Source organism: Mycobacterium malmoense (genome assembly GCF_019645855.1).
Lineage (GTDB): Bacteria > Actinomycetota > Actinomycetes > Mycobacteriales > Mycobacteriaceae > Mycobacterium > Mycobacterium malmoense.
In genome coordinates this window covers 4914674-4937454 of record NZ_CP080999.1, presented here as the reverse complement: position 1 = coordinate 4937454, position 22781 = coordinate 4914674, and the positions used below count along the sequence as shown (strand labels likewise).

Annotated in this window: 23 protein-coding genes; 10 read left to right on the top strand and 13 right to left on the bottom strand. The window is 69.7% G+C overall.

All coding sequences use genetic code 11. From position 1 onward, the window contains the following. Nucleotides 1-20 precede the first annotated feature (20 nt). On the bottom strand, nucleotides 21-905 hold the full coding sequence (locus K3U93_RS22810) for an HhH-GPD family protein (RefSeq protein WP_071513077.1): 885 nt from the start codon (nucleotides 903-905) through the stop codon (nucleotides 21-23). A 30-nt stretch (nucleotides 906-935) separates the two neighbouring features. On the opposite strand from K3U93_RS22810, the gene K3U93_RS22805 reads away from it, so the two are divergent. After that, a complete protein-coding gene (locus K3U93_RS22805; RefSeq protein WP_071513078.1) occupies nucleotides 936-1553 on the top strand; it encodes a carbonic anhydrase in 618 nt (205 codons plus the stop codon). Nucleotides 1554-1656: 103 nt separating this feature from the next. Then, on the top strand, nucleotides 1657-2463 hold the full coding sequence (locus K3U93_RS22800; protein ID WP_139796865.1) for a hypothetical protein: 807 nt from the start codon (nucleotides 1657-1659) through the stop codon (nucleotides 2461-2463). A 13-nt stretch (nucleotides 2464-2476) separates the two neighbouring features. On the opposite strand, the gene disA is transcribed toward K3U93_RS22800, so the two are convergent. Genes disA through K3U93_RS22785 form a run of 3 tightly spaced genes read right to left on the bottom strand, consistent with a single transcriptional unit; the run spans nucleotide 2477 to nucleotide 5556 of the window. Further along, the gene (disA, locus tag K3U93_RS22795) at nucleotides 2477-3550 is read right to left on the bottom strand and encodes a DNA integrity scanning diadenylate cyclase DisA (RefSeq protein ID WP_071513079.1); all 1074 of its coding nucleotides are present in this window, start codon (nucleotides 3548-3550) and stop codon (nucleotides 2477-2479) included. Further along, nucleotides 3547-4986 carry a DNA repair protein RadA gene (gene radA / locus K3U93_RS22790; protein ID WP_071513080.1) on the bottom strand — a complete coding sequence of 480 codons (1440 nt, stop codon included), beginning with the start codon at nucleotides 4984-4986 and terminating at the stop codon, nucleotides 3547-3549. Before radA ends, disA begins: the two co-directional genes overlap by 4 nt. A gap of 33 nt (nucleotides 4987-5019) precedes the next feature. Continuing rightward, a complete protein-coding gene (locus K3U93_RS22785; RefSeq protein ID WP_071513081.1) occupies nucleotides 5020-5556 on the bottom strand; it encodes a copper chaperone PCu(A)C domain-containing protein in 537 nt (178 codons plus the stop codon). Between the two features lie 278 nt (nucleotides 5557-5834). Between K3U93_RS22785 and carD the strand changes: the two genes are divergently transcribed. The 6 genes from carD (at nucleotide 5835) to K3U93_RS22755 (ending at nucleotide 10932) form a co-directional block, all read left to right on the top strand. After that, a complete protein-coding gene (gene carD, locus K3U93_RS22780; RefSeq protein ID WP_007166539.1) occupies nucleotides 5835-6323 on the top strand; it encodes an RNA polymerase-binding transcription factor CarD in 489 nt (162 codons plus the stop codon). Nucleotides 6324-6339: 16 nt separating this feature from the next. Beyond that, a complete protein-coding gene (gene ispD, locus K3U93_RS22775) occupies nucleotides 6340-7023 on the top strand; it encodes a 2-C-methyl-D-erythritol 4-phosphate cytidylyltransferase (RefSeq protein WP_071513082.1) in 684 nt (227 codons plus the stop codon). Further along, nucleotides 7020-7532, top strand: coding sequence for a 2-C-methyl-D-erythritol 2,4-cyclodiphosphate synthase (ispF, locus tag K3U93_RS22770; RefSeq protein ID WP_071513083.1), 513 nt, complete (start codon nucleotides 7020-7022; stop codon nucleotides 7530-7532). The genes ispD and ispF overlap by 4 nt, the downstream gene beginning before the upstream one ends. A gap of 65 nt (nucleotides 7533-7597) precedes the next feature. Further along, the gene (gene cysS / locus K3U93_RS22765; protein ID WP_083010187.1) at nucleotides 7598-9004 is read left to right on the top strand and encodes a cysteine--tRNA ligase; all 1407 of its coding nucleotides are present in this window, start codon (nucleotides 7598-7600) and stop codon (nucleotides 9002-9004) included. Then, a complete protein-coding gene (gene rlmB / locus K3U93_RS22760; RefSeq protein WP_083010188.1) occupies nucleotides 9005-9937 on the top strand; it encodes a 23S rRNA (guanosine(2251)-2'-O)-methyltransferase RlmB in 933 nt (310 codons plus the stop codon). A 5-nt stretch (nucleotides 9938-9942) separates the two neighbouring features. Beyond that, on the top strand, nucleotides 9943-10932 hold the full coding sequence (locus K3U93_RS22755; protein WP_083010189.1) for a glycerophosphodiester phosphodiesterase: 990 nt from the start codon (nucleotides 9943-9945) through the stop codon (nucleotides 10930-10932). Nucleotides 10933-11021: 89 nt separating this feature from the next. Here K3U93_RS22755 and K3U93_RS22750 read toward each other — a convergent pair whose 3' ends face one another. From K3U93_RS22750 to K3U93_RS22725, 6 genes are read right to left on the bottom strand one after another with little or no spacing between them, the layout of a single operon-like run. Continuing rightward, the gene (locus K3U93_RS22750) at nucleotides 11022-12263 is read right to left on the bottom strand and encodes an SLC13 family permease (protein ID WP_083010190.1); all 1242 of its coding nucleotides are present in this window, start codon (nucleotides 12261-12263) and stop codon (nucleotides 11022-11024) included. 13 nt (nucleotides 12264-12276) lie between these two features. After that, nucleotides 12277-13203 (bottom strand): MBL fold metallo-hydrolase, encoded by a 927-nt coding sequence (locus tag K3U93_RS22745; RefSeq protein ID WP_083010191.1) that lies wholly within the window; start codon nucleotides 13201-13203, stop codon nucleotides 12277-12279. Then, on the bottom strand, nucleotides 13203-13961 hold the full coding sequence (locus K3U93_RS22740) for a LamB/YcsF family protein (protein ID WP_083010192.1): 759 nt from the start codon (nucleotides 13959-13961) through the stop codon (nucleotides 13203-13205). The genes K3U93_RS22745 and K3U93_RS22740 overlap by 1 nt, the downstream gene beginning before the upstream one ends. A gap of 16 nt (nucleotides 13962-13977) precedes the next feature. Next, the gene (locus tag K3U93_RS22735; protein ID WP_083010193.1) at nucleotides 13978-14838 is read right to left on the bottom strand and encodes a metal ABC transporter permease; all 861 of its coding nucleotides are present in this window, start codon (nucleotides 14836-14838) and stop codon (nucleotides 13978-13980) included. Continuing rightward, nucleotides 14835-15665: a metal ABC transporter ATP-binding protein gene (locus K3U93_RS22730; RefSeq protein ID WP_083010194.1), complete on the bottom strand. Its 831-nt coding sequence runs from the start codon at nucleotides 15663-15665 to the stop codon at nucleotides 14835-14837. The genes K3U93_RS22735 and K3U93_RS22730 overlap by 4 nt, the downstream gene beginning before the upstream one ends. 8 nt (nucleotides 15666-15673) lie before the next feature. Then, entirely contained in the window at nucleotides 15674-16591 is a 918-nt protein-coding gene (locus K3U93_RS22725; RefSeq protein WP_083010195.1) for a metal ABC transporter solute-binding protein, Zn/Mn family, read from the bottom strand. A 150-nt stretch (nucleotides 16592-16741) separates the two neighbouring features. On the opposite strand from K3U93_RS22725, the gene K3U93_RS22720 reads away from it, so the two are divergent. Further along, on the top strand, nucleotides 16742-17830 hold the full coding sequence (locus tag K3U93_RS22720) for an Rv3575c family transcriptional regulator (RefSeq protein ID WP_083010196.1): 1089 nt from the start codon (nucleotides 16742-16744) through the stop codon (nucleotides 17828-17830). On the opposite strand, the gene kstR is transcribed toward K3U93_RS22720, so the two are convergent. Further along, a complete protein-coding gene (kstR, locus tag K3U93_RS22715) occupies nucleotides 17827-18432 on the bottom strand; it encodes a cholesterol catabolism transcriptional regulator KstR (protein WP_176219925.1) in 606 nt (201 codons plus the stop codon). The two genes, K3U93_RS22720 and kstR, sit on opposite strands and share 4 nt — an antisense overlap. Before the next feature lie 384 nt (nucleotides 18433-18816). Between kstR and K3U93_RS22710 the strand changes: the two genes are divergently transcribed. Further along, a complete protein-coding gene (locus tag K3U93_RS22710) occupies nucleotides 18817-20997 on the top strand; it encodes an acyl-CoA dehydrogenase family protein (protein ID WP_083010198.1) in 2181 nt (726 codons plus the stop codon). Between the two features lie 16 nt (nucleotides 20998-21013). Here K3U93_RS22710 and K3U93_RS22705 read toward each other — a convergent pair whose 3' ends face one another. Both K3U93_RS22705 and K3U93_RS22700 read right to left on the bottom strand, forming a co-directional pair. Beyond that, on the bottom strand, nucleotides 21014-21556 hold the full coding sequence (locus K3U93_RS22705; RefSeq protein ID WP_083010199.1) for a hypothetical protein: 543 nt from the start codon (nucleotides 21554-21556) through the stop codon (nucleotides 21014-21016). A 62-nt stretch (nucleotides 21557-21618) separates the two neighbouring features. Continuing rightward, nucleotides 21619-22701: a ferredoxin--NADP reductase gene (locus tag K3U93_RS22700; RefSeq protein WP_083010200.1), complete on the bottom strand. Its 1083-nt coding sequence runs from the start codon at nucleotides 22699-22701 to the stop codon at nucleotides 21619-21621. Nucleotides 22702-22781: the final 80 nt, after the last annotated feature.

The window sequence follows — 22781 nt, the reverse complement described above, 5'->3', positions numbered from 1 at the left end:
GGCCTTTGATCGGGCCGGGGCTACCCCTCGCCCAGCAATGCGAATCGGCCGTCGGCCGTCTTCGTCACCAGGCCGTCGTCCAGCAACGAGTCCAGCGCTCGGTCGCGCTGCCGGGTATCCGTCAGCCACGCCACATCCAGCTCCGCCCGGGTAACCGGAGAGTCGTTGGCGCGCAAGACATCCAGCAAGCGTCCGCGGACCTGCCGGTCCGTTCCGGCGTAGGTCTGGACACGACGCGCCGGCCCCTGCGCCGGCGGATAGCCGGTAAGTCGCCATGCGCATCCGGCCAGCGGGCACAACCCGCAGCGCGGTGCGCGCGCGGTGCACACCGTGGCACCCAGTTCCATCAAAGCCACCGAAAACTTCGGCGCAGTGCCGTCCGCCGGCAGCAATGCCGAGACGTCGGCGTGATCACGCGCCGCGGACGGCGCCCCGGCGTCGGCCAGCCCGTGCACCGCGCGGGCCACCACGCGGCGCACATTGGTGTCCACCACCGGCACCGGCCGGTGATAGGCAAAGCAGGCCACGGCCCGCGCGGTGTAGCTGCCGACGCCCGGCAGCGTCAGTAGCGTGTCGACGTCATCGGGAACCACGTCGTTGTGCTCGCGCGCGATCACGGTGGCGCACTCGTGCAAACGCTTGGCCCGCCGCGGATAGCCCAGCTTGCCCCAGGCGCGCAGCACGTCGGCCGCGCTGGCCGCGGCCGTGGCCGAAGCGGTGGGCCAGCGTCGCACCCAGTCCGGCCAGATCGGCAGCACCCGGGACACCGGTGTCTGTTGCAGCATGAACTCGCTGACCAGGATCGGCCATGCGCCGAGTCCGGGTGCCCGCCACGGCAGATCGCGGCACGACCGGTCGTACCAAGCCACAAGCTCATCACCCGGAATGTGCACTTGCCTAGGCATCGGGGGCTCCGGCGCAGCACAATATGTGCCATGCCCAATACCAGCCCGGTAACCGCTTGGAAAGCACTCAAAGAGGGTAACGAGCGATTCGTCGCCGGCAAGCCACTACATCCCAGCCAGAGCGTCGAGCATCGGGCCAGACTGGCCGCTGTCCAGAAGCCAACGGCGGTGATATTCGGTTGCGCGGACAGCCGGGTGGCCGCCGAACTCGTCTTCGATCAGGGCTTGGGCGACATGTTTGTGGTTCGCACCGCCGGGCATGTCATCGACTCGGCGGTGCTCGGCTCCGTCGAGTACGCGGTGACCGTGCTCGACGTGCCACTCATCGTCGTCCTCGGTCACGACAGTTGTGGCGCGGTCAAGGCGGCATTGGACGCGATCGAGGACGGCGCCGTGCCGACCGGCTTTGTGCGGGATGTGGTGGAGCGCGTGGCGCCGTCGATCCTGATGGGCCGCCGCGACGGCCTGAGCCGCGTCGACGAGTTCGAGGAGCGGCACGTGCGCGAGACCGTGGCGCAGCTCATGGCGCGTTCGGTGGCCATCGCGGAGCGGGTGACCAAGGGCACCCTGGCGATCGCGGGCGTCACCTATCACCTCGCCAACGGGCGGGCGGCGTTGGTCGACCAGGTGGGAGATATCGGCCAGTGACCCTGGCCCAGCGCCGCCCTTAACACGGCGGTTGGCCGGCAAACAGGGCGACACGCCGAGTCGGGTCGAACAAATCGACGTGACCTGGGCCTACGGTGTGAATGTGCTGGATCTGGAACCGCGTGGCCCGCTGCCGACCGAGATCTATTGGCGGCGCAGGGGCCTGGCCCTGGGCATCGCGGTCGTCGTGATCGGGATCGTGGCCGCCATCGCCATTGCCTTCATGGGCAACAGCGCGGGTGCCAAGCCCGCCAACGCCGACAAACACAACTCCGCTCAGGGCAAGCCGGCCTCGCCCACGCCGCAGGCGCCGCCCCCGGCGGGACAGGAAGGCGTCACCCCGGTGCCGCCTCCGCAGGGGCAAAACCCGGAGTCGGCGACCCCCACCGCCGCGGTGCAGCCGCCGCCGGTGCTGAAGGAGGGCGACGACTGCCCCGATTCGACGCTGGCCGTCAAGGGCCTGACCAACGCGCCCCAATACTTCATCGGTGACCAGCCGAAATTCACCATGGTCGTCACCAACATCGGGCTGGTGTCCTGCAAGCGCGACGTCGGGGCAGCGGTGCTCGCCGCCTACGTCTACTCGCTGGACAACAGGCGGCTGTGGTCCAACCTGGACTGCGCGCCGTCCAACGAGACCCTGATCAAGACCTTCACGCCGGGCGAGCAGGTGACGACGGCGGTGACCTGGACGGGAATGGGCTCGGCGCCGCACTGCCCGCTGCCGAGGCCGGCGATCGGGCCCGGCACCTACAACCTCGTCGTGCAGCTGGGCAATCTGCGCTCGCAGCCGGTTCCGTTCATCCTCAATCAGCCGCCACCGCCGCCGGGCCCGATACCCGGTCAGCCGGGTCAGCCGGCGCTTGCGCCGCCACCGGAGGCGCCGCCGGCCCCCGTTCCCGCGGGCTGAACCCGGGGCTTCGTTAGCTCAGCGGGTCGGCGATGGTCGACTCCGCCAGCTGCGACAGCCCCTCACGCACGTGGCGGGCCCACATCGCGCCGATGCCGTCGACCGATTGCAGGTCGTTGGCGCTGGCCGCCAGCAGGCCCTGCAGCGTCCCGAACGTCCGGACCAGCAGGTCCACGTGACCGAACTGCAGCCGGGGGATGCCGGCCATCGCGCGGTAGCCGCGCGGGCTCAGTGCCGAATCCTGTGCCTCCGCCGTCGTCGGGTATCCGAAAACCTTCGCCAGCGAGGTGAAATCGAGCAGCTCGGCGTCCGACAGCGCGTCCAGCTCTTCGAGGGTGGCGGTCACCTGCGCTTCGGACAGTTGCTCGGGGCTGGCGTGGTAGTCACGCACGATCAATTCCCGGGCGATGTCGTTGCCGCCCAGCAACTCCTCGAGCTGCAGCCGCAGCTGGCGCCCGTCCGTGCCGAGTTCGACGCAGTCGGAATCGATCACCAGGCCGATCCGCCGTACCAACTCGAGTCGCTGTACCACCGTCATCACGTCGCGCAGCGTGACGAAGTCCTCGATCTCGGCCCGCGACAGTTGCCTGCTGACCTCATCCAGCCTGGTCTTATAGCGTTCCAGGGTGGCGATGGCCTGGTTGGCCCGCGACAGGATGGTCGCGGAATCGGCCACCACGTGACGCTCGCCTCCGACGTAGACGGTGACGATGTTCATCGAGTGGCTGACCGAGATCACCGGGTAACCGGTCTGGATCGCGGCCCGCTCCGCGGAGCGGTGGCGGGTCCCCGATTCGTCGGTGGGAATCGACGGATCCGGAACCAGCTGCACGTTGGCCCGCACGATGCGGCTGCCGTCGGTGGACAGCACGACGGCGCCGTCCATCTTGGCCAGCTCGCGCAGCCGCGTCGGCGCGTACCGGACGTCGAGGGCAAACCCGCCGTCGCAGATGGCCTCGACGTTCTCGTCGTTGCCGATCACGATCAACGCGCCGGTACGGCCCCGCAGGATGCGCTCGAGGCCGTCCCGCAGCCCCGTGCCCGGCGCCAGGCGGGCGACGGTCTCACGCAACGTCGGACGGGTCACAGCGTGTCATTCTGCGGTCCCGTTCGCCGTGCGTCCAGCCGTTGCGGAGCGGGCGGCGCACCGGCGCGATGATCGGCGATGTCGATCATGTGCTCCAGTGCCGCGACGATGGTGGGTGCGCTCAGCGCGCGCATGCCCGGCGGCACCCCGTCTGATCGGGAGTCGCAACCCGCCGGGATGAGCGCGAGGCTGAATCCCTGCCGCGCGGCTTCGGCCAGCCGCCGTTCCATGCCGCTGACCCGTCGCAGGTCGCCCGCCAGGCCCACCTCGCCGATCATCACGGCCGTGGTGGGCAGCGGCAGGTTCGCGTATGCGGAGGCGAGCGCCAGCGCGACGGCGAGATCCGAGGACGGATCGGTCAACCGCATGCCGCCGACGGTCGACAGGTAGATGTCGTTGACGGCGATGTTCAGCCTGGCGTGCTTCTCCAGCACGGCGGTGATCATCGCGGCCCGGGCGTGGTCGATGCCGCTGACGGCCCGGCGCGGCGAGCCGCCGGACGGTGTCGCCAGCAGCGCCTGGACCTCGCCGATCAGCGGTCGCTTCCCGTCCAGCGCGACGGTGATCGCGGTACCGGGGACCGGCGCCGGCCGCTGGTCCAGGAAGAGGTGCGACGGGTCGGTGACGTCCTCGATTCCGTTGTCGTGCAACATGAAACACCCGACCTCGTCGGCGGCGCCGAATCGATTCTTGATCCCGCGGATCAGCCGCAACGCGCCGTTGCGGTCGCCCTCGAAATGCAGCACCACGTCGACGAGGTGTTCCAGGGAGCGGGGTCCGGCGATGGCGCCGTCCTTGGTGACGTGTCCGACGAGTATCAGGGCGACGTCGTTGGACTTCGCGGCCGCGGTCAGCGCGGCGGTCACCGCACGCACCTGCGTGACCCCGCCGGCGACGCCGTCGGCCTCGGTGGTGGACATGGTCTGCACCGAGTCCACGATGACCAGCGCGGGCCGGACCGTCGCGATGTGGTCCAGCACCGCGTGCAGGTCGGATTCGGCGGCCAGGTAGACCTCGTCACCGCCGCAGCCGAGCCGGTCCGCGCGCAGCCGGATCTGGCCGGCGGACTCCTCACCGGAGATGTACAGCGCCCGCCGCCCGGCCTGCGCCCAGCGATGGGCGACCTTGAGCAACAACGTCGACTTGCCCACGCCGGGATCGCCGGCCAGCAGCGTGACCGAGCCGGGCACCACCCCGCCGCCCAGGACCCGGTCGAGTTCGCCGACGCCGGTCGGGCGGTGGTGCGTGCGGTGCGCGTCTATGGAGCTGATCGGAACCGCTCGCGAAGCCGGGCCCGGGCGACGGGCGCCGCCCGCGTTGAGCACCGGCACCTCGTCGACGGCGCCCCAAGTGCCGCACTCCAGGCAGCGGCCCACCCACTTCGCGGTGACGTGCCGGCATTCCGAGCAGCGGTATTGCACGCGCGCATTTGCCACGCCATGACCGTATCGGGCCGGTCCGACAAGAGTTCAGATCTGCTGGGGTCCCAGTCCGGCCGAAATCGGGACCAGCACGCTGGCCTGCCCGGCCTTTTCGAAATTGAACGTGAAGGCGTAGGTGAGGCCGTTCGTGATGGGCTTGGCCAAGGTGACGGTCGCCTTGACCGCGGTGTTGGGGTCGAGCGGGCCCGGCGCCACTTTCGGGCCCTCGGGCGTGCCGATGAACAGCATCCCGCCGGCGGGCAGCCGGGTGTCGCCGGCGACCGTCACCGTGCCGATGTCACTGGTGATGCCCAGCAGCCTGTCCGCGACGTCCGGCGACTGGTTGACGGCCACCGCCACGAGGTTCACCGTCCGGCCCGGCTGTAGGAAGTCACCGGTCTGGACGGCCTGGATGCGGATGTCGCGCAGCGCCACGTTGTTGATCGTGACCTTGTTGCCGTTGACGGCGGGCTCCTGGGTGGCCATCTGCGAGATCTGACCGGCTCCGCAGCCGCTGATCAAGCCGGCGACCAAGGCGACCAGGGCGAAACGTCGGATCGGGAGGCCGATCTTGAAGCGGTTCACTCGATGCCTCCTGCCGGGCGTGCGCCATCGTTCCTGTGCAACTATGCACAGTAGTAGCAACGTTTCGTCGGCGGTAGCGCGGGGCGCCAGACCAGCGCAGCAGCCACCGCCGGGGTGCCCGCGGGGGCAAGCGTGAACAAGCGTAGTGTGGTGCCTTGCATGTCTTGCTTCGCCTGTCAACCCCTAATCCGCACGTGTTGTGCCCCTGACCTGCATCGTTGCTTCGCACGTGTCGGGCCGCCGTGTTAGGATGAAGTAACGAAAGGGGCTCGAATCAGATGATCTTCAAGGTCGGTGACACCGTTGTCTATCCGCACCACGGTGCCGCGTTAGTCGAGGCGATCGAAACCCGGACCATCAAAGGGGAACAAAAAGAGTATCTCGTCTTGAAAGTGGCGCAGGGCGATCTGACAGTTCGAGTACCCGCCGACAACGCCGAGTACGTCGGTGTCCGTGACGTCGTAGGGCAGGAGGGCCTCGACAAGGTCTTCCAGGTTTTGCGCGCCCCCCACACCGAAGAGCCGACGAACTGGTCCCGCCGCTACAAGGCCAACCTGGAAAAGCTCGCCTCCGGCGATGTCAACAAGGTGGCCGAGGTGGTGCGTGACCTGTGGCGCCGCGATCAGGAACGCGGCTTGTCCGCCGGTGAGAAGCGCATGCTGGCCAAGGCCCGGCAGATTCTGGTCGGCGAGTTGGCGCTAGCCGAGAGCACCGACGACGCCAAGGCGGAGACCATCCTCGACGAGGTTCTGGCCGCCGCTTCCTGAAGGCCCTGAGTTTCTGGTGGCCGGGGGCACAGTAGTAGCAGTGGTCCCCGCCGCAGGGTCGGGGGAGCGGCTGGCCGCTGGCATCCCGAAGGCATTCTGTGAACTCGACGGACGCACCCTGCTCGGGCGGGCCGTCGCCGGCCTGCTGGAGTCCGGGGTCGTCGATCATGTCGTGGCGGCGGTCCCCGCCGACCGCATCGACCAGGCCAAGCGGGCCCTGGGCGTCCTGGGCGAGAAGGCCACCGTCGTGGCCGGTGGGGCGGACCGGACCGAATCGGTGAGCCTGGCCCTCGCGGCTCTCCCCGGCAACCCCGACTTCGTGCTGGTGCACGACGCCGCGCGGGCGCTGACACCGCCGGCACTGGTCGGGCGCGTGGTCGACGCGTTGCGGGCCGGTCATGGCGCCGTGGTGCCCGCGCTGCCGCCATCTGACACCATCAAGGCCGTGGATGCCAACGGGGCGGTCCTGGGCACACCGGAGCGGGCCGGGCTGCGGGCGGTCCAGACCCCGCAGGGGTTCGCCACCGAACTGTTGCTGAGCGCGTACCGGGCTTCCCGGGGCGCCGCCGGTTTTACCGATGACGCGTCCCTGGTTGAGCGACTCGGCGGCCAGGTCCAGGTGGTCGACGGCGACCCGCTGGCGTTCAAGATCACCACCCGGCTCGACTTGTTGCTGGCCCAAGCGATCGTGCGCCGATGACCGAGCTGCTTCCCCTTCCACGCGTCGGTTTGGGCATCGACGTGCACCCGATCGAACCCGGGCGACCTTGCTGGCTGGTCGGGCTGCTGTTTCCCGCCGCCGACGGCTGCGCCGGCCACTCCGACGGCGACGTCGGGGCGCACGCGCTGTGCGATGCGGTGTTGTCGGCCGCGGGGCTGGGCGACGTCGGCGCCGTGTTCGGCGTCGACGATCCGCGGTGGCAAGGCGCCAGCGGCGCCGACATGCTGCGCCACGTCGCCGACCTGATCTCGCGGCACGGCTACCGGGTCGGAAACGCCGCCGTGCAGGTCATCGGCAACCGGCCGAAGGTCGGTCCGCGCCGCGCCGAGGCGCAGCAGGTGCTGTCGGGTCTGCTGCGGGCGCCGGTATCGGTGTCGGCGACGACCACCGACGGGCTGGGCCTGACCGGACGGGGCGAGGGCCTCGCCGCGATCGCCACCGCGCTGGTGGTCCCCGTGGGATCCGCTGCGGACCTTCCGCGAGCGTGACGCCACTGCGAGATCCGGCGTGATTTTTCGCGCTGACGTTACGCTCGCGATTAAGCTGGCACGTCGTGACCGATCGCGCCCGCTTGCGGCTCCACGACACGGCGGCAGGTGTCGTGCGTGATTTCGTTCCGCTGCGCGACGGGCACGTCTCCATCTACCTGTGCGGCGCCACGGTTCAGGGCCAGCCGCATATCGGGCACGTCCGCAGCGGGGTGGCCTTCGACATCCTGCGCCGATGGTTGATCGCGCGCGGCTACGACGTCGCGTTCATCCGCAACGTCACCGACATCGACGACAAGATCCTCAACAAGGCCGCCGCGGCGGGCAGGCCGTGGTGGGAGTGGGCGGCCACCTACGAGCGCGCATTCAGCGCCGCCTACGACGCCCTGGACGTGCTGCCGCCGTCGGCGGAGCCGCGCGCCACCGGCCACGTCACCCAGATGGTCGAGTTAATGCAACGCCTGATCGAAACCGGGCACGCGTATCCGGCCGGCGGCGACGTCTACTTCGACGTGCTCAGCTACCCGGAGTACGGCCAATTGTCGGGGCACAAGATCGATGACGTCCATCAGGGCGAGGGCGTGGCCACCTGCAAGCACGACCAGCGCGACTTCACCCTGTGGAAGGCCGCCAAACCCGGCGAGCCGTCGTGGCCCACGCCGTGGGGCCGCGGGCGCCCCGGCTGGCACCTGGAATGCTCGGCGATGGCCCGCGCCTACCTCGGCCCGGAATTCGATATCCATTGCGGCGGAATGGATTTGGTATTCCCGCACCACGAGAACGAGATCGCCCAGAGCCGCGCCGCCGGCGATGGATTCGCCCGCTACTGGCTGCACAACGGCTGGGTGACCATGGGCGGGGAGAAGATGAGCAAGTCGCTGGGCAACGTGCTGGCTATACCGGCGATGTTGCAGCGGGTGCGGCCCGCCGAGCTGCGCTACTACCTGGGCAGCGCGCATTACCGGTCGATGCTGGAATTCTCCGAAAACGCGCTGCAGGACGCGGTCAAAGCCTATACCGGGGTTGAGGAGTTCCTGCATCGCGTCCGCAGCCGGGTCGGTGCCGTCGAACCGGGCGAGTGGACGCAGAAGTTCGCCGAGGCCCTCGACGACGACCTGGCGGTCCCGGTCGCGCTGGCCGAGGTGCACCACGCCCGCGCCGAAGGTAACCGGGCGCTCGACGCCGGCGACCATGAGGGCGCGCTGCGGCACGCCGCCGCGATCCGCGCGATGATGGGCATCCTGGGCTGTGACCCGCTCGACGAACGCTGGGAATCCCGCGACGAGACGTCGGCCGCCCTGGCCGCCGTCGACGTGCTGGTGCAGGCCGAACTGGAAAACCGGGAAAAGGCTCGCCAACAACGCGATTGGGCTCTCGCCGACGAGATCCGGGAGCGGCTGAAAAACGCCGGGATCGAGGTCACCGACACCGCCGACGGGCCGCAGTGGACGTTGGGCGGTGACGGCAACTAGATGGCCGGCAACTCGCGACGCCGCGGGGCGGTACGGAAATCCGGCACCAAGAAGGGCCCCACCGTCGGCTCGGGCGGCCAGCGTCGCCGCGGGCTGGAGGGGCGCGGTCCCACCCCGCCGGCGCACCTGCGTCCCCACCATCCCGCCGCCAAGCGTGCCCAATCCCCGTCACGCCGGCCGGCGCGGGGCCGAATCGACGAGACCGAAACGGTGCTCGGCCGCAACCCGGTGCTGGAGTGCCTGCGCGCCGGTGTCCCGGCCACCGCGCTCTACGTGGCGCTGGGCACCGAGGCCGACGAGCGGCTCACCGAATCCGTGGCCCGCGCGGCCGATATGGGCATCGCGATCCTCGAGGTGCCGCGCGCCGACCTGGACCGGATGACCGCCAACCACCTGCACCAGGGCATCGCGTTGCAGGTGCCGCCGTACGACTACGCCCACCCCGACGACCTGCTCGCGGCCGCCACCGGCGCGCCGCCGGCGCTGTTGGTCGCGCTGGACAACATCTCGGATCCGCGCAACCTCGGCGCCATCGTGCGTTCGGTGGCGGCGTTCGGCGGCCACGGCGTGCTGATCCCGCAGCGACGCTCCGCCTCGGTGACGGCGGTGGCATGGCGCACCAGCGCCGGGGCCGCAGCCCGCGTGCCGGTGGCACGGGCGACCAATCTCACCAGGGCGCTGAAGGATTGGGCCGACAGCGGACTGCGCGTCGTCGGGTTGGACGCCGGCGGTGACACCCCACTCGACGACCTGGACGGCGCCGACCCGCTGGTGGTGGTCGTCGGCTCGGAGGGCAAGGGGTTGTCCCGGCTGGTCCGGCAGAACTGCGACGAGGTGGTATCGATTCCGATGGCGGGCCAAACCGAATCGCTGAATGCCTCGGTGGCCGCCGGGGTGGTGCTCGCCGAAATCGCCCGTCAGCGCAGGAGTTAACGGCCGTGCCGTGCCGGCTCGCGCGCCTCGGCGCGGTGCTAGCCAGCGCTGCGCTTCTCGCGGCGTCGCCGACGGCGTCGGCGCAAGCGCCCGGGTTCGATCTGCAGGCCCATCGCGGTGGGCGCGGGGAGGCCACCGAGGAATCGCTGCGCGCGTTCGCCAAATCGCTCGAACTCGGCGTGAGCACACTCGAACTCGACGTGGGCATCACCAAGGACGGCCGACCCGTGGTGTGGCACGACCCGGCCATCGACGCGGAAAAGTGCGCCGACACGGGGCCGGCGTTCGCGGGTGACCCGGCATATCCCTACGTCGGGAAGCTGGTGCACGAGCTCACCCTGGCGCAGATCGACACGTTGGACTGCGGCCGCAGGCTCGCCGAGTTTCCCCGCGCTGAAGTGGTGCGGGGCAACAAGATAGCGACCCTGCCGGAAGTCTTTGCGCTCGCCGACTCGTATCGGGCCGGGGTGCGCTACAACATCGAGACCAAGGTGGAGGCCGATCGCCCGGGTACATCGGCGGAGCCGCAGGAATTCGTCGACGTGATACTGGCCGCGGTCAGGTCGGCGGGCAGGGTCGACCGCGTGGAGATCCAGAGCTTCGACTGGCGAACCCTGCCCATGGTGCGCCGGGCGGAGCCCTCAATTCCGTTGGTGGCCTTGTATGACGACGAGACCTGGGTGCCGGGTTCGCCGTGGCTGGCCGGCACCAACGCCGCCGACCCGGCTCTGCTAGGCGACCCGATGATCGGGGCGATGCTGGTCGGCGCCAACATCGTCTCGCCCAACTACGCCCTCGTCACCGGCAAACCGTATGTCGAGCACGCGCATTCGTTGGGGCTCAAGGTCATTCCGTGGACCGTCAACGACGCCGACGCCATGCGCGAACAAATCGCCTACGGCGTCGACGGCATCATCACCGACTACCCGACGCTGCTGCGCGGTGTGCTGGCCGAGCTCGGCATGCCGCTGCCGCCGGCCTACCACCGCAGCTAGCGCGAGCAGACGCAGAATCGCCTATTTCGCAACGGAAATAGGCGATTCTGCGTCTGCTCGCAAGCGGGAGGTTCCCCCAGCTTGCGCCATTAGGCGCCCAGCAGCCGCGCGGACGCCCACAGCGCGAGCACCGCCACTACCAGGGCCGCGGGCACGGTGCACAACCCGAGGCGGGTGTACTCGCCGACGCCGGCGTCGACGTCGTGCCGACGGAGCACGCGCCGCCACAACAGGTTCGACAGCGAGCCGACGTAGGTCAGGTTGGGGCCGATGTTGACCCCGATCAGCACCGCCAGGATGGCGACCGGCCCGCCGGGGGCCACCAGCGGCAGCAATACCAGCGTCGCGGGCAGGTTGTTGACGACGTTGGCCAACGCGGCGGCCACCGCGGCGATACCGAGCAGCGCGGGCAACCCCGAACCGGATGGCAGCACCGCGGACATCGCCCTGTCCATCCCGTTGAGCATGACCGCCTGCACCACGACGCCCAGCGCCAGCACGAACACCAGGAACGACACGTTCACCGAGCGCACGATCTCCACCACCGAGGTGTGCCGACGACGCAGGCTGCGCACCGCCAACACCGAGGCGCCGCCCACCGCCACCCACGCGGGGGCCACCCCCACCGACTGGGCGACGGCGAACCCGGCGAGCGTCAGCCCGACGACCACCAACACGAACACCGGCGGCCGCGGCGCCGGCCCGCGTCGCTCCGGGTCGGGTTGGACGCGCAGGTCCCCGGCGAAAAACCACCGGAAGACCACGTAGAGGATGGCCACGGCGCCCAGCCATGGCAGCGCCATCAAGACGGTAAACCTGGTGAACGAGATGTTGGCCGTGTGAAAGGCCAGCAGGTTGGTCAGGTTCGACACCGGCAGCAGCAGCGAGGCGCCGTTGGCCAGATGGGCGGTGGCGTAGGCGTACGGCCGCACCGGGGTGCGCAGCCGGCGGACGGCGGCCAGCACCACCGGCGTCAGCAACACCACCGCCGCGTCCAGGCTGAGCACCGCGGTGATCAAGGAGGCGACGACGAACACCCGCCGCAGCAGGCCGCCCGACCGGACGCGTCCCCGCGCGATCGCCGCGCCCGCGGCCTCGAACAGGCCCTCGTCGTCGCACAGCTTGGCCAGCACGAGCACCGCGCCCAGGAAGGCGACCACCCCTGACAGCCCGGCGACCCGGTCGGCCGCCTGACGCGCCGAGATCGCGCCGATCGCTATCAGGATGACGGCCGCCGGGACCGCCGCCAGCGCCTCGGGCCAGCCCCGTGGGCGGGCGACGGCAAAACCGAGCACGACGGCAAGCAGCAATAGCGCAACGGTCAGTGCCAACGTCTAGACCACTTCACGCCCAAGGGTTTTCGCGACGCCACACCGTCGGCATGTGCAGCGCGACACCGTCGTGCGCGGCCAGCTCGTCGAGGATGCGGATGGATACGTCCAGGTCGTCGCCCGCATATGGCAAGGCCCGCAAGGGTTTTGACAGGGGGCGGAAGAAATCGTCCCAGTGGATGAGGATCACCGTGCGCGCGCCCACCGCGCGCACGGTCTCGGCCCAGTAGTCGAGCAGGTAGGACCGCGGCTGCAGGCCCAGCTGACCGACGCCGAGGTAGACCGCATCGGCGCGCTGGCCGGCCAGCGCGCCCGCGACGAAGCCGGCGCTGCCCTGGATCAGCAGCCGCCGGCCCGACGGCCGGTGGTGCACCAGCGTCGACCACGCCTCACCGCAGCGGTAGGCCGACGCCTTCACCGGCGGTTTCAGCGGCGCGCCGATCACACCGGGAAACCGGTCGGGTGGGCAGTGGTGCGACTCCACCAGCGTTACGTCGTAGGCGCCCAACCGAATTGGTTCACCGGAGACCGCGACGACGAGACGGTCCTCGGGCAGCCCGTAGCCGCGCCCGACGTTGGCCGCCGACTCGCCCCCGACCAACCGCGCGCCGGTGCGGTCGGCGACCAGCGCGGAGTCCATCGCGTGGTCGATGTGGGTGTGCACCGGGATCACGGCCTCCAGCCGGGACACTTTCGCCCGGGCCAGGCAGCCGTCCACCCGGGCCGCCGACGGCGATACCCTGCCGGCCGCCACCCGCGCCAGGCCGGGCCGGGAGAAGTAGCCGTCGGTCATCAGCGCGGACGACCCGTCGTCGAGCAGCAGCGTCGCCACGCCCATCCACATCACCGAGAGTGCCTCGGCTTCGGCGGCGGGCACGTCGAACCGGTCCGAGTACCGCGCGATATCGGGCCGGCCCAGCCTTAAGCGGTTTAGTCGCATCAGCAGAACGCCCGGATATCGGTGCCGGCGGCCTGGAGCCGATCGCGCACCGCGGTCGCGATGTCCACCGCACCCGGCGAATCCCCGTGCACGCAAACCGATTCCACGCTGACCGCGACCGGGCTGCCGTCAATCGCGGTGACCCGCCCCGAGGTCACCATGTTCACCACGCGGTCCGCGATCGCGGCCGGATCGTCCAACACCGCGCCCGGTTCGCGACGGGAAACCAGCTGGCCGTCGGGCCGGTAGGCGCGATCGGCGAACGCCTCGGCCACCGTGCGTAAACCAGCGCGGTCGGCCTCGTCGAAAAACGCCGAGCCGGCGATGCCCAACACCGGCAGCGTGGGGTCCACCAGGCGCACCGCCTCGGCCACCGCGGCGGCTTGTTCGCGGTTGGTGACGATCGTGTTGTACAGCGCGCCATGGGGTTTGACGTAGGAAACCGCGGAGCCGGCGGCCGCGGCGATCGCCTGCAACGCGCCGATCTGGTACACGACGTCGGCGACAAGGTCTTCGGCGGCGACGTCGATGAAGCGCCTGCCGAACCCGGCCAGGTCGCGATAGCTCACCTGCGCCCCGATCCGCACACCACGCTCGGCGGCCGCCCGGCATACCCGCAACACGCCGGCGGGATCCCCGGCGTGGAAACCGCACGCCACATTGGCGCTGGTGACGATCCCCAGCATGGCGTCGTCGTCGCCAAGGCGCCAGACGCCGAAGCCCTCGCCCAGGTCGGCGTTGAGGTCGATACCGGCCACCGGCCCAGCTTATTGCTTAAGTGGCGGCCTCCCGGCGCCGCCCAGCGAGCCAGCAAAACAGGTAGATCAGGAACGAGATGGTTGCGACGAACACCGACACCGGAACCCCGGGCGCCAGCGACAGCACGATGCCCCCGACGGCGGAGACCTCGGCGAACACCACCGACGCCACGATCGCCGCCGCCGGAGAGGTGACCACCCGAGCGGCCGCGGCCGCCGGCGTGATCAACAGCGACATCACCAGCAGCGCCCCGACGATCTGCACGGCCTGAGCCGCCACCACACCGACCAGCGCGGCGAACACGATGCCCAACGCGCGAACCGGGACACCGCGGGCGGCCGCGACGTCCGGATCGACGGTGGCGAACAACAGCGGGCGGTAGCACGTCGCCAGCACGGCGACGACAAGCAGGCAAACGAGCGCCAGCATGGTCAGGCCGGTGTAGCCGACGCCGACGATCTGGCCGGTCAGCAAAGCGAAGCTGGTCCCGGTTCGTCCCGGATAGAGGTGGATGAACAGCACCGCCAGACCCAACCCGAACGCCAGCACCACGCCGATCACCGAATCGCGTTCCCGGTCACGCCGGCCGAGAACGCCGAACAGCGCCGCCGCCAGGGCGCTGCCGATCAACGCGCCCGCGCCCACCTCGAACCCGACCAGCAGGGCGAACGCGGCCCCGGTCAGCGACAGTTCGCTGGATCCGTGCACGGCGAACGACATCTGGCGCATCACGATGAAGGGCCCGATCAGCCCGGCCACCAGTCCCAGCAGCGCGGCCGCCACCAGCGCCTGCTGGACGAAGTCATGGCCCAGGAGGCGGGAGGTGACGTCGAAGGCGAACAGGTGGTCCAGCATGTCGGCCAGCCGGTGGTTCATCGGTCGGGCCCGTCACCGGGCACCGGATCGCCCACCACGACGTAGCGGTCCTTGACCTTCACCACCTGGATGTCGGCCCGGTACAGCGCCGACAGCGTCTGGCTGGTCATCACCTGCCCGACGGTGCCGACCTTGAACCGGCCGTCGACCAGATACAGCACCCGGTCCACGTACGGCAGGATCGCGTTGATCTCGTGGGTGACGACGATGACGGTGGTTGCGGCATCCCGGCGGCGCCGGTCGATCAGCGCGGACACCAGCCTCGCGTTGGCCGGGTCCAGGGTCAGCAGCGGTTCGTCGCAGAGCAGCAGCATCGGGTCGCTGACCAGCGCCTGAGCGATGCGCATCCGCTGCAGCTCGCCGCCCGACATCAGCCCGACCCGGACATCGGCCAGGTGTTCGCCGTTGACCTGGCGCAGAGCTTCGCACACGGCCGCGCGCCGGCGGGCCCGCTCGGCGGATCGCAGCGGGGCGGCGCCCCAGCGTCGCCCGTCGATGCCCAGCCGAACCAGGTCGCGCCCACGCAGCATCACGTCCCGGTCGATGGGCCGGTGTTGCGGCACGTAGCCGATGCGTCCGCTTCCCGAGGTGATCGGCTTTCCGTCCACCCGCGCGGCACCGGCGCTCAGCGGCCGCTGCCCGAGCAACACCTTGAGCAAGGACGTCTTGCCGCTGCCGTTGGGCCCGAGCACCGCGATGAATTCGCCGGGCGACACCGACAGGTCCAGGTGGTCCCACAGCACCCGGTCGCCGAACGCCAGCCGGGCGCCGCGCAGCGAAACCGCATCCGCGTGACGGTCGACCGCCTGGACCGCTTCGAGACTCACGGCCGTGCTTACCGGCTCGACCGCAGGGCGGCGAGCAGCTGGTTGACCGTGTCGCGCTGCCAGGTCAGGTAGTCGACGCCCGCGGGCAAGGTCTCGGTCACTTCGGTGACCGGCACGCCCGCCCGCCGCGCGGCATCCTCGAGGCCGGCTATCGCGGCGGTGGACGTCTGCGGGTTGACCACCAGCGCCGAGACTTGACGGTGGTCGATCAAGTCGAGCACGGATGCCATGTCGGCCGGCGAGGGATCGGTTTCGTTCTCGTTGGCCGCGGTAAACGCGGCCGGGGTGCGATTCACCAGGCCCGACGCCGCCAGCAGGTAGTACGCGTCGGACTCGGTCGCGATGACTCCGGCATCGGGGTATGCGCTGGCGATGGCGTGTTCGGAGATGGCGATCGCGTCGGCGCTGCGGCAGAACTCGGCGGCGTTGGCCCGGTAGTCGGCGGCGTTGGCCGGGTCGATGGTCGCCATCCGGTCGGCGATCGAGGACGCGACCGACTTGGCGACGCCCAGGTCGTAGAAGACGTGCTCGTTGGGGGGCTGCCCGCCCGGTGCGGCTTTGGCGACGAACGAGTAGGCATCGACGGATTGGACGGCCGGATGCCTGGCCAGCACCTGGTCCACCCAAGGGTCGTAACCGCCGCCGTTGTAGACGACCAACGCGGCATCGATGATCGAGGCGGCATCCGAGGGACTGGCCGCATACGTGTGCGGATCGATGTCGGCGCCACTCAGGATGGATTTGACGGCGACATGGCGGCCGATGACGGCGCCGGCCACGCTGCCCCACACGTCGGTGGACGCCACCACGGCGGCCGCGCGCGGATGCGCTGAACCGTCGCAGCCCGTCAGCGCCGGCAGGCCGGCCAGGGCAACCAGGGTGGCCGATAGCCAACGCCCGCCATTAACTACCGCGGCTACTGCCATTTGTGTCCCGTCAGCGCCAAGCGCACGTCCCAATTTCCTCTCGCCGGCCCGCCGAACGACCCACAATACTAATGAAAATCGTTTCCATTAGGAAGCGGTGGATCAAAGGCGCGTAGGCGTGAATAAAGATCCGCTGTAGCCTCACCGAACGTGAGTCCCACACCGCGCCGGCGTGCGACTCTGGCGTCGTTGGCGGACGAGTTGAGGGTTTCGCGCACCACGATCTCGAATGCCTTCAACCGGCCGGATCAGCTCTCCGCCGACCTGCGTGAGCGCGTGCTGGCGACGGCGAAGCGGCTGGGTTACCCGGGCCCCGACCCGGTCGCGCGATCGTTGCGGACCCGCAAAGCCGGTGCCGTCGGTTTGGTAATGGCCGAACCGCTGACCTACTTCTTCAGCGACCCGGCGGCGCGGGATTTCGTTGCGGGAGTGGCGCAGTCGTGCGAAGAGCTCGGGCAGGGACTGCTGTTGGTGGCCGTCGGATCCAGCCGGAGCATCGAGGACGGAACGGCCGCCGTGCTCGGCGCCGGCGTGGACGGTTTCGTGGTGTATTCGGTGTGCGACGACGATCCCTACCTCCAGGTGGTGCTGCAGCGGCGGTTGCCCGTGGTGGTGGTCGACCAGCCCAAGGGCCTCTCCGGGGTGTCGCGGGTGGGCATCGACGACCGTGCGGCGATGCGCGAGCTCGCCGAGTACGTGCTGGGACTGGGGCATCGGGAGGTCGGGTTGCTGACCATGCGGCTGGGCCGCGATCGCCGACAGGGCCTGGTGGACGCCGACCGGCTGCAGTCGCCGGCGTTCGACGTGCAACGGGAGCGCATCATCGGCGTGTGGGAGGCGATGACGGCCGCCGGCGTCGACCCGGATTCGCTGACCGTGGTGGAAAGCTACGAGCACCTGCCGACGTCCGGTGGCGCCGCCGCCAAGGCGGCGCTGGAGGCCAATCCGCGGATCACCGCGCTGCTGTGTACGGCCGACATTTTGGCCCTGTCGGCCATGGATTACCTTAGGGCACATGGCATTTACGTGCCGGGGCAGATGAGCGTCACCGGGTTTGACGGCGTGCCCGAGGCGATCGGCCGCGGCTTGACGACCGTGGCACAGCCGAGCCTGCAGAAGGGTCACCGGGCGGGTGAACTGTTGCTGAAGCCGCCACGGACAGGCACGCCGGGCCTGCCGGTCGTCGAACTGCTGGACACCGAGCTGATTCGGGGCCGCACCACCGGGCCCCCGGCCTAGGCTTCGCTGGGCTCCTGATCGCCGATCAACAATCGCACGGCCAGGTCCAGCCGCTTGCTGACGTCGGTCGCCGAGGCCCGCCGGGTGAGCCAGGCGAGCAGGTTCGACAGCCACACGTCGGAGATCACCCGGGCGATGTGGTACTGGTCCTCGCTCGCTTCGCCGTCGGCCATCGCGCGCGCGAACATGGAATCGATGAGCTTCTCGACCTGGTCGACCTCGCTGGCCGCCGAGGCGTCGGCGAAAACGTAGGCCCGCGCCATTGCCTCGGTCAGCAGCGGGTTGCGCTGCATCGCGCGGTTGAGCCTGCCGATCATGAAGTTCAGCCGCTGGAACGGGGTGCCGCCGACGACGGTGGAGCGGTCGGTTTTGGCGTCGATGCGGCTGAACTCGCGGCCCAGCGCCGACACCAGCAGATGCACCTTCGACGGGAAATACCGGTACAGCGTGCCCACCGCCACGTCGGCCCGGTCCGCCACGGCACGCATCTGAACCGCCTCGTAACCACCTTTGGACGCGATGGCCATGGTGGCGTCCAGGATGCGCTTGCGGCGTTCCCGCTGCGCCTCCGACCCGAGTTCCGACTCAGCCAGTACCGCCACGTTCATGACCTCGCGCGGTTGCGAGTCCGAAGCGCGGCTCGAGTTCGTGTTGGCTTGCGACATGTGACGAGTTGCTCCTGTTCCGGGCGGCTCGTCTGCAAACGATACGCATGCTGAGCGTGAATTTCCTACCTCCGTACCGCCGGGAGAACCACATGTGCTGCCGTAATGGCGTTCGACTTGACGGTCGACCACTGGCACTATTAGAACACGTTCTAGTCCGGTGACGATGCGGGTTGCGTGGCAACGTGAGGAGGAACCGGACAATCGGGCACCGTCCGGTGGCGATGCGGGTTGCATAGCGCGGCGTTCGCATACCCCGCGCTTGCGGGAGTCGGACAATTAAGACCTAGGGGCGCGCCCCATGTCACGGAGGACCTCAGGGTGGTAGCGACCGTCACCAACGAACAATTCGCCGCGCGCGCGCTGGTGCGCGACTGGGCCCGCAACCCGACGTCGGGGGCGGGCGGGACCGCGGCGATTCGCGCCGTCGAACAGGGTGACGCCGACGCGTGGCGGCCGGTGTTCGCCGGCCTGGCCGGCCTTGGGATATTCGGCGTCGCCATCCCGGAGGACCACGGCGGGGCGGGCTGCAGCATCGAGGATCTGTGCGCGATGGTCGAGGAAGCGGCCAAGGCCCTGGTAGCCGGGCCGGTGGCGACCACCGCGCTGGCCACCGTGGTCATCTCCGAGGGCGTCGACGATCCCGGATTGCTGGCCGCGCTGGCCTCCGGGGAGCGTTTCGCGGGGGTGGCGCTCGAGGGCCCTGAAGGCCCTGAAGGCCCTGAAGGCTCGGTGCGGTTCGACGGCGCGGCTTCCCGGGCGTCGGGCACCCTGCCGTGGGTGCTGGGCGCCTCGAACACGGTGCGCGGCGGCGTCCTGATCCTGCCGGCCGAGGGGAAGTGGCTGCTGGTCGACACCGCCGGCGACGGCGTGCGGGTCGAGCCGTTGCGGGCCACCGACTTTTCCCGGCCGTTGGCGCGGGTGGTGCTGACGTCGGCGCCGGCAACCGTGCTCGCGGTCCCACAGCAGCGCGTCGAGGATCTGGCGGCGACCGTGCTGGCGGCCGAGGCGGCCGGCGTGACCCGATGGTCGCTGGACACCGCGGTCGCCTACGCCAAGGTGCGTGAGCAGTTCGGTAAGCCGATCGGCAGCTTCCAGGCCATCAAGCACCTGTGCGCGGAGATGCTGTGCCGCGCCGAGCAGGCCGAGGTGGCCGCCGCCGACGCCGCGCGCGCCGCGGCGGAATCGGATCAGGACCAGTTCGCCATCGCGGCGGCCCTGGCCGCCAGCGTCGGTATCGCCGCCGCGAAGGCCAACGTCAAGGACTGCATCCAGGTGCTCGGCGGCATCGGCTGCACGTGGGAGCACGACGCGCACCTGTACCTGCGGCGGGCGCACGGCATCGGCCGGTTCCTCGGGGGTGCCGAGCGCTGGCTGCGCCGCATCACGGCGCTGACCCAGGACGGCGTCCGGCGCCGGCTGGGCATCGACCTCACCGAGGTTGAGGGCCTGCGACCGGAGATCGCCGCGGCCGTCGCCGGGGTCGCCGCGCTGCCCGAGGAAAAGCGGCAGGTGGCCCTGGCCGAGGCGGGGCTGCTGGCGCCGCACTGGCCGCCGCCGCACGGGCGCGCCGCGTCACCGGCCGAGCAGCTGCTGATCGATCGGGAGATGTCGGCGGCCGGTGTGGTGCGTCCGGACCTGGTGATCGGCTGGTGGGCGGCGCCGACCATCCTCGAACACGGCACACCCGAACAAATCGGGCGCTTCGTGCCCGCCACCCTGCGCGGCGAATTCCTATGGTGCCAGCTGTTTTCCGAGCCGGGAGCCGGTTCCGACCTGGCATCGCTGCGCACCAAGGCGGTACGGGCGCCGGGTTCAAAAGGCGGCTGGCTGCTCACCGGGCAGAAGGTGTGGACGTCCGCGGCGCACAAGGCGCGGTGGGGCGTGTGCCTGGCGCGCACCGACCCGGACGCCCCGAAACACAAGGGCATCACCTACTTCCTGGTCGACATGACCTCGCCCGGCATCGACATCCGTCCGCTGCGGGAGATCACCGGCGACTCGCTGTTCAACGAGGTGTTCCTGGACAACGTGTTCGTGCCCGACGAGATGGTGGTCGGCACGGTGAACGACGGCTGGCGGCTGGCCCGGACCACGCTGGCCAACGAGCGCGTGGCGATGGCCACCGGCACCGCGCTGGGCAACCCGATGGAGGAGCTGCTCAGGACGCTGGCCGAGATCGACCTCGACGTTGCCCAGCAGGACCGGCTGGGTCGGCTGATCGTCCTCGCCCAGACCGGCGCGCTGCTCGACCAGCGCATCGCCCAGTTGGCCGTGGGCGGCCAGGACCCCGGGGCGCAGTCCAGCGTGCGCAAGCTCATCGGCGTGCGCTATCGGCAGGCGCTGGCCGAATACATGATGGACGTGTCCGAGGGCGGCGGCCTCGTCGCCAATCACGCGGTCTTCGACTTCCTCAACACGCGCTGCCTCACGATCGCCGGCGGCACCGAGCAGATCCTGCTCACCGTGGCAGCCGAGCGGCTACTAGGCCTGCCCCGCTAAGCCTTCTCGGGCGGTCTCAGGAAAACGTCGTCTGCGCGCAGGTGCTCGGCGAGGTGATGTTGACCCCGGTGTAGACCACCTGGATGTGGGTGCAGACGATCACGCTGACGTCGGTCTTGGGCTGGCCCGTCGACCAATCCGTCGAGTCGATGCGCCCGGTCGTCTGGTACTTGTCCGGCGGCCCTTCACCGAAGTAAACGGTGGTGATCTCGTCGGTACCCATCGACTTGTTGACCCGCTCGAACTGGCCTGTGGCGTGCGCGTCCAGGTAGGCCAGCCGGTTCGGGGACCGAACCTCCGTGGTCTGGCGCGCCCAGAGGCCGGGCGGGAAGCCGGTCACCCCGTCGGGTGTGAGCATGTCGGCGCCGGCGGTGAAGTCGCAGTGCCCGTCGGCCTTGAAACAATTGAGGAAGATGTGCGTCTCCAGCTGGTTGGGTCCGTCCAGCGGGAACAGGGTGGTGGCGGTGTTGCTCGCCGCCCAGGAAGTTCCGGCGATCGGACCGGGCAGGAACATCGCCATGCCTCCGACGACGGCAAACCCCGCTATCAGCCGCTTCATCCTGCTCCCCTTCCCGGGCCTACCCGTCGAGAAGACTCCGAGGGTGAACTCTAATCCCGCGACTACTCGTCGTAGGTGACTTCTACCGAATCAGATTCCGGGTGAGATTGACAGGCCAAAATCAGACCGTCGTCGAGATCCTGTTGCTCCAGCACGTCGTTGACCTCCATGGTCACCTTGCCGCTGCGCAGCGTGCAGGCGCAGGCACCACAGTGTCCTTCCCGGCAGGAGAAGGGCGCGTCGAGTCCCTTGGCGAGCAGCACGTCGAGCAGCTTGGCGTTGCGCGGCCACGACACGGTGTGGGTTTCGCCGTCCAGCTGCACCACCGCGGTGGCCGGCGGCTCGTCCCCTTCGGCGGCGTCCTCGAGCTTCACCGCCGCGAACGGATCCGACTCCAGCGACTTGAACACCTCGATATGTATTTGCGGCGCAGGCACTTTCAGCGCTTCCAGTGCTTGGCGGGCCGCGTCCATGAAGGGGCCGGGCCCACAGATGTACGCGGGCCGGTCGGTGTAGGGGGCCGCCAGCTTCGCCAGCGCGGTGGCGCTCGGCAGCCCCTGCAGCGATTCCAGCCAGTGCACCACCGTGAACCGGTCGGGGTATTTGGCCGACAGGCCGCGCAGCGCGTCGGAGAAGATCACCGAGCGGTCGTCGCGGTTGGCATAGAGCAGCGTCACCTGCCCGCCGCCTTCGGCCAGCGCCGACTTACAGATCGACATGATCGGGGTGATCCCGCTGCCGGCGGCCAGCAACAGGAAGTCGTCGTCGAGCGTCTTGGGCACGAAGTTGCCCGACGGGGCCAGCACGTGGATCCGCATGCCGGGGCGGGCGTGGTCGCACAGCCAGTTGGACGCGTATCCGTCCGCGGTCCGCTTGACCGTGACGGCCAGCGCGTCGTCGGTGAACGGCGAGCTGCACAGCGAGTAGCAGCGGGCCACCGAGCCGGTGCGCTCGCTGGGGATGCGCAGCGTCAGGAACTGGCCGGGCGCGTAGCTCAACCGCCCCGCCGGGATGTCGGGGTCCCCCTGATCGTTGGGCACCGTGAAGACGAGCGACCGCGCGTCGTCGGTTTCGGCGACGACCTCGGCGATCTGCAATTCAAGGACGTGGTCGCCGAGCGGCTCGTCGGAACTTGCCTCGGTCAAGACCGATCCTCCCTTTCATCACAACTAGAACATGTTACAGAAAACCGGATTCGTACCGCTACCAGCCGCAGGAATACCCT

What these genes read in the sequence shown, in the direction of transcription:
- K3U93_RS22810 (WP_071513077.1), bottom strand. Translation starts at nt 905, where the DNA reads ATGCCTAGGCAAGTGCACATTCCGGGTGATGAGCTTGTGGCTTGGTAC.
- K3U93_RS22705 (WP_083010199.1), bottom strand. Translation starts at nt 21,556, where the DNA reads ATGAAGCGGCTGATAGCGGGGTTTGCCGTCGTCGGAGGCATGGCGATG.
- ispF (WP_071513083.1), top strand. Translation starts at nt 7,020, where the DNA reads ATGACCGAGCTGCTTCCCCTTCCACGCGTCGGTTTGGGCATCGACGTG.
- K3U93_RS22805 (WP_071513078.1), top strand. Translation starts at nt 936, where the DNA reads ATGCCCAATACCAGCCCGGTAACCGCTTGGAAAGCACTCAAAGAGGGT.
- rlmB (WP_083010188.1), top strand. Translation starts at nt 9,005, where the DNA reads ATGGCCGGCAACTCGCGACGCCGCGGGGCGGTACGGAAATCCGGCACC.
- K3U93_RS22725 (WP_083010195.1), bottom strand. Translation starts at nt 16,591, where the DNA reads ATGGCAGTAGCCGCGGTAGTTAATGGCGGGCGTTGGCTATCGGCCACC.
- carD (WP_007166539.1), top strand. Translation starts at nt 5,835, where the DNA reads ATGATCTTCAAGGTCGGTGACACCGTTGTCTATCCGCACCACGGTGCC.
- K3U93_RS22735 (WP_083010193.1), bottom strand. Translation starts at nt 14,838, where the DNA reads ATGAACCACCGGCTGGCCGACATGCTGGACCACCTGTTCGCCTTCGAC.
- K3U93_RS22745 (WP_083010191.1), bottom strand. Translation starts at nt 13,203, where the DNA reads ATGCGACTAAACCGCTTAAGGCTGGGCCGGCCCGATATCGCGCGGTAC.